The organism is Chitinophaga sp. (assembly GCF_036569125.1).
Classification (GTDB): domain Bacteria; phylum Bacteroidota; class Bacteroidia; order Chitinophagales; family Chitinophagaceae; genus Chitinophaga.
The window spans coordinates 1-4761 of sequence record NZ_DATCRF010000665.1; the positions used below are offsets into that span (position 1 = coordinate 1).

The following is a 4761-nucleotide window of genomic DNA, read 5'->3' on the forward strand; positions in this document are numbered from 1 at the left end:
CATTAAGCTCTTAAATGAAGGGGCTATGATCTTCCCCCTGTCTGTGATTGTCATTAACTTCTTTATCAGCATTTTTACCTGGTTATCCTATCGTTTGATCGTTAAATGGTTCTTCCGTTTTTACTGGCGTGAGCGTAATGAAAATAAGCTCAGGGCCGCCATCTATAACACCAGCCATTCCGGTGTAATGGTGCGCAAAATGATCAATGAAGATAATGATGCAAACATCCGGGTAGTAGCCTTTCTTGAAAATACCAGCGTGCTTACCGGCCGGCGGCTGGAAGGATTGCCTATTTATGCAGCCTGCCGCGCCTCTTTACAAAAGCTGGTAACACAGGAACGTATTAAACTGCTTATTATAGCAGATGAGCAGATAGAACCCGCATTGCTGAACGAGCTGGTAGACCAGTGCGCAGCGCTGAACATACGCGTGCAGAAAGTATTGCCGGTAGATCAGTGGATCAGCGGCCGCTGGAACAATACGCAGTTAAAAGACATTAATATCGAAGACCTGCTGGAACGTTCTGTTATTAATATACAGAACCAGCAGGTGAGCCGTGGCTTAAAAGGCCGGTACGTATTGGTGACCGGCGCCGCAGGATCTATTGGCAGTGAGCTGGTTCGCCAGCTGATCAAGAACTCGCCCGCCGCTATTATTATGTGCGACAATGCAGAATCAGCCCTGCATGAGCTGGAGCTGGAAGTAGCAGAAACCGCACCCGACATACCGGTGGTTCCCTTTATTGGAGATGTATGTGACCGTAACCGCATGCAGCAGCTGTTTGAAGTGTATGCCCCTACCGTAGTATACCACGCCGCCGCCTACAAGCACGTGCCCATGATGGAAAAAAATCCATCCATTGCCGTTACTAACAATGTAAGAGGTACGAAAATACTGGCAGAGCTGTCTGTAGAATATGAAGTGGAAAAGTTCATCATGGTATCTACAGACAAAGCAGTGAACCCCACCAATGTAATGGGCGCCTCTAAAAGAATAGCGGAGATCTTTATACAATCCTACAACCGCTACCTGCACGATACCTTTCAGAAGAATGGTACTTTAGGCGCAACACCGCCTACCCGTTTTATTACCACGCGCTTTGGCAATGTGCTGGGATCTAACGGCTCTGTTATTCCGCGCTTTAAAAAGCAGCTGGAAAATGGCGGCCCCCTCACTGTTACTCACCCGGAGATAACCCGCTATTTCATGACCATTCCCGAAGCCTGCCAGCTGGTGCTGGAAGCAGGCGCAATGGGAGAGGGCGGGGAGATCTTTGTTTTTGATATGGGCAAGCCCGTTAAGATAGCCGACCTGGCCGCAAAAATGATCCGCATGAGCGGCCGTGAGCCGGAGAAAGACATCCAGATCCTTTTTACCGGCTTACGTCCCGGCGAAAAGTTGTACGAAGAGCTGTTAAATACAGCGGAAAATACCCGTCCTACCTATCACGAAAAAATAATGATAGCCAGCGTACGGGAATATGATTTTGTGGAAGTATCGGAGCTGATCAAAGAATTGCTGAATACTGCACATGAACATTATATAACACCCACGGTAACCCTCATGAAAAAGCTGGTGCCGGAGTTCATAAGCCGCAATTCCACCTTTGAGCAGCTGGATAAAATGAAATTATAATACTAACCCATCAAAAGAAGTTAATTAGAATAAGGCATGATTAGACCGGAGAAACGCGTATGCATGAGCGTAAAAAAATGGCTGCATTGTTTAATTGGAGGAATTTTTTACTTGTATTGTTCATCCTGTTCGGCGCCCAAGAACATTACTTACTTCCAGGATATGCCGGATACCGCAAGATATAGAATGGTGGCCATGGCCGCCTTTAATACTCCGGTTATACAGCCGGATGACATACTACAGGTATCCATACAAACCCTAGACCCTAATGCAACAGCGCTGCTAAACCAGCAGAATACCGCCAACTGGTCTGTATCGGCAACCAGCCCCAGTGGCAGCACCGGCGCAGGTGTGGTGGCCGGCTACCTGGTAGATAAGGAAGGATACGTAATACTGCCCCTGATCGGGAAGATCATGGTGAAAGATAAAACCACCGACCAGGTACGGGATGCCGTACGTACCAAAGCCGCTGAATTTTATAAAGACCCGGTAGTGAATGTACGTTTTGCAAACTTTAAGATCACGGTGCTGGGTGAGGTAACCCGGCCCGCCTCTTACGTAATGCCAAATGAAAAAATAACACTGCTGGATGCCATTGGCGCCGCCGGAGATCTTACCATCTATGGCCGGCGCGAAAACATTTTGCTGATAAGGGATAATAATGGTAACAAAGAGTTCATACGCTTTAATCTGAACGATAGTAAAATATTCAGCTCACCTTACTTCTATTTGCGGCAGGGCGATGTGGTGTATGTAGAACCGAATAAATCCAAAGTTGTATCTACAGATGTAGCTCAGGTAAGAAGGATTTCCATTATGGCTACGGTATTAACCCTCTTAATTGTAGTTGCATCAAGAGTTAAGTTTTAGTTTATGAATGAGAAAACACAGGTTAATGGGATGCATGGCATGGATGCCGTATTTCAAACTGATGAAGGACAGAACGCTGCAGGCGATCTCAGAAAAACCCTGGACCGGCTGATCCGGCATTGGTATTGGTTTGTGCTTTGCGCCGTCCTGGGGCTTTTCCTTTCCTGGCTATACCTGCGCTATGCAACACCCAGCTATAAAATAAAGGGGAAGATATTGGTGCAGGATGATCAGAAGGGCAGCGACCTGCCCGGCGAAGAAATTCTGAGCCAGCTGCAGATGTTTAACAATAAAAGCAGCGTGGATAATGAAGTAGAGATCCTGAAATCCCGCACGCTGATGGAAAAAGTGGTTAGGGATATGGAGCTGAACACCACCTATTTTGTTGAAGGCCGGGTAAAAAAGACAGAGCAGTTTGTAAAGCTGCCCTTCACTTTTCACTGGCTAACCATGAAGGATACGCTGGATGAGGTAAAGTATGTGCTGAAACCACTCAATGAAAAAGAATTCACGCTCAACTATAAGGATGTTTCCCGGAAAGCCGCCTGGAATGATACCCTGCACCTGCCCGAAGGCATTGTATGGATCCGCCGGAACGATCAGTTTCCGCTGCTGAATGATGAATACCTGATAAAAATGCAGTCGATAGATAATACGGTGAGCGATTATCAGCTGCTGCTGGATATTGATGTACCCAACAAACAGGTAAGCACCATTGACCTGTCATTAACTGCCACCATTCCCGATAAGGGTGAGAAAGTGCTGAACAAGCTGCTGGATGCCTACCTGCAGGCCAGCGTGGAGGATAAGAACCGTATAGCCGACAGCACGATTTCCTTTATAGATAACCGCCTGGTAATAGTAAGCGCAGAATTGGCCGGTGTGGAAAAAGATATTCAGCAGTTCAAACAATCCAACCAGCTGGCTAACCTGGAAGAGCAGTCCAAGCTGCTGGTAGCTACCACCGGCGATCTTTCCAAACAGCTTACCGAACAGCAGGTGCGTTTGAGCATAGTAGAAACGCTGGAGCAATATATCCGGGATGAACAGAATAATAAACGGGTAGTGCCCTCCTCCTTAATTATACAGGACCCTACTTTTATAGCCCTGGTGGAAAAGTATAATTCCCTTCAGCTGGAACGGGAAAGAGCGCTGTTGTCCAATACAGAAACCAACCCTTTTGTACAGAATTTAAACCAGCAGCTGAAAGGGCTGCGTACAGATCTGCAGAACAACCTGGCATCTCTGAAGCAGGGTATCCAGGCCGGGCTTGCAGGCTTACAGCATAACGCAAACCTGGTGAGCAGCGAGATCCGCAGCGTACCCGGTAAAGAGCGCGTTTTCCTCGATTACTCCCGCCAGCAAACCGTAAAGCAGGAGCTGTACCTGTTCCTGCTGAAAAAGCGGGAAGAATCCGCCATCTCCAAATCATCCAACATAGCCATTGCAAGGATCATAGATCTGGGCAAAAGTGAGCCGCTGCCCTTTAAGCCACGGCGCGCATTAACCTATCTGCTGGGCCTTATAGGCGGCATCCTGTTACTTTCCGCCTGGCTGTATTTGCGCGAGCTCTTAAACCGCCGTGTTACCGATAAGGAAGATATTACTAAGAATACCCCCGCACCCATCCTGGCAGAAATAGGGCATAATGCCAACCATGAAAGGGTAGTGGTGGAAAAAGAATCCCGCAGCCCGGTTGCAGAGCAGTTCAGGGCTATGCGCACCAATCTGCAGTTCATACTCTCCGGTAAAAAAGAGAAGGTGATATTGCTTACCTCCAGCATGAGCGGGGAAGGTAAATCCTTTGTGGCCACCAACCTGGCGGCCGTGCTGGCCCTGTCGGGCAAAAGTGTGGTGTTAATGGAGATGGACCTGCGCAAGCCTAAAATATCCCAGATGCTGGGGCTTCCCAACCAGCTTGGGTTCAGCACCTATGCTATTGGAAAGGTATCGCTGGATGAGCTCATAAAACCCTCCGGTATCCACGACAATTTCTGGTTAATACCTTCCGGGCCCATTCCCCCCAACCCGGTAGAGCTGCTGCTGCTGGAACGCACAGAACAGCTTTTTGCGGAGCTGAAAGAACAGTTTGACTATGTGATCATAGATACCGCCCCCATTGGCCTGGTGACCGATGCACAGATCCTGGGGCGCTTTGCAGATGCAACGCTTTACCTGGTAAGGCAGGGTTACACCTTTAAACAGCAGGTGCAGCTGATCAAAGAACTATATCAACAGCGGAAGCTGCCTAAGAT

Annotated in this window: 3 protein-coding genes; all 3 read left to right on the forward strand. The window is 48.1% G+C overall.

Annotation, left to right across the window (positions count from 1 at the left end; all coding sequences use genetic code 11):
* On the forward strand, window positions 1-1636 hold a 1636-nt coding region (locus tag VIM87_RS24780; RefSeq protein WP_331999590.1), incomplete at its 5' end, for a nucleoside-diphosphate sugar epimerase/dehydratase.
* Window positions 1637-1798: 162 nt separating this feature from the next.
* Window positions 1799-2506 carry a polysaccharide biosynthesis/export family protein gene (locus VIM87_RS24785; protein WP_331999591.1) on the forward strand — a complete coding sequence of 236 codons (708 nt, stop codon included), beginning with the start codon at window positions 1799-1801 and terminating at the stop codon, window positions 2504-2506.
* A 3-nt stretch (window positions 2507-2509) separates the two neighbouring features.
* Window positions 2510-4761: GumC family protein (locus VIM87_RS24790; RefSeq protein ID WP_331999592.1), on the forward strand; the 2252-nt coding region annotated here is incomplete at its 3' end.

Coding starts and splice junctions, on each gene's coding strand:
- VIM87_RS24785 (WP_331999591.1), top strand. CDS start 1,799: ATGCCGGATACCGCAAGATATAGAATGGTGGCCATGGCCGCCTTTAAT.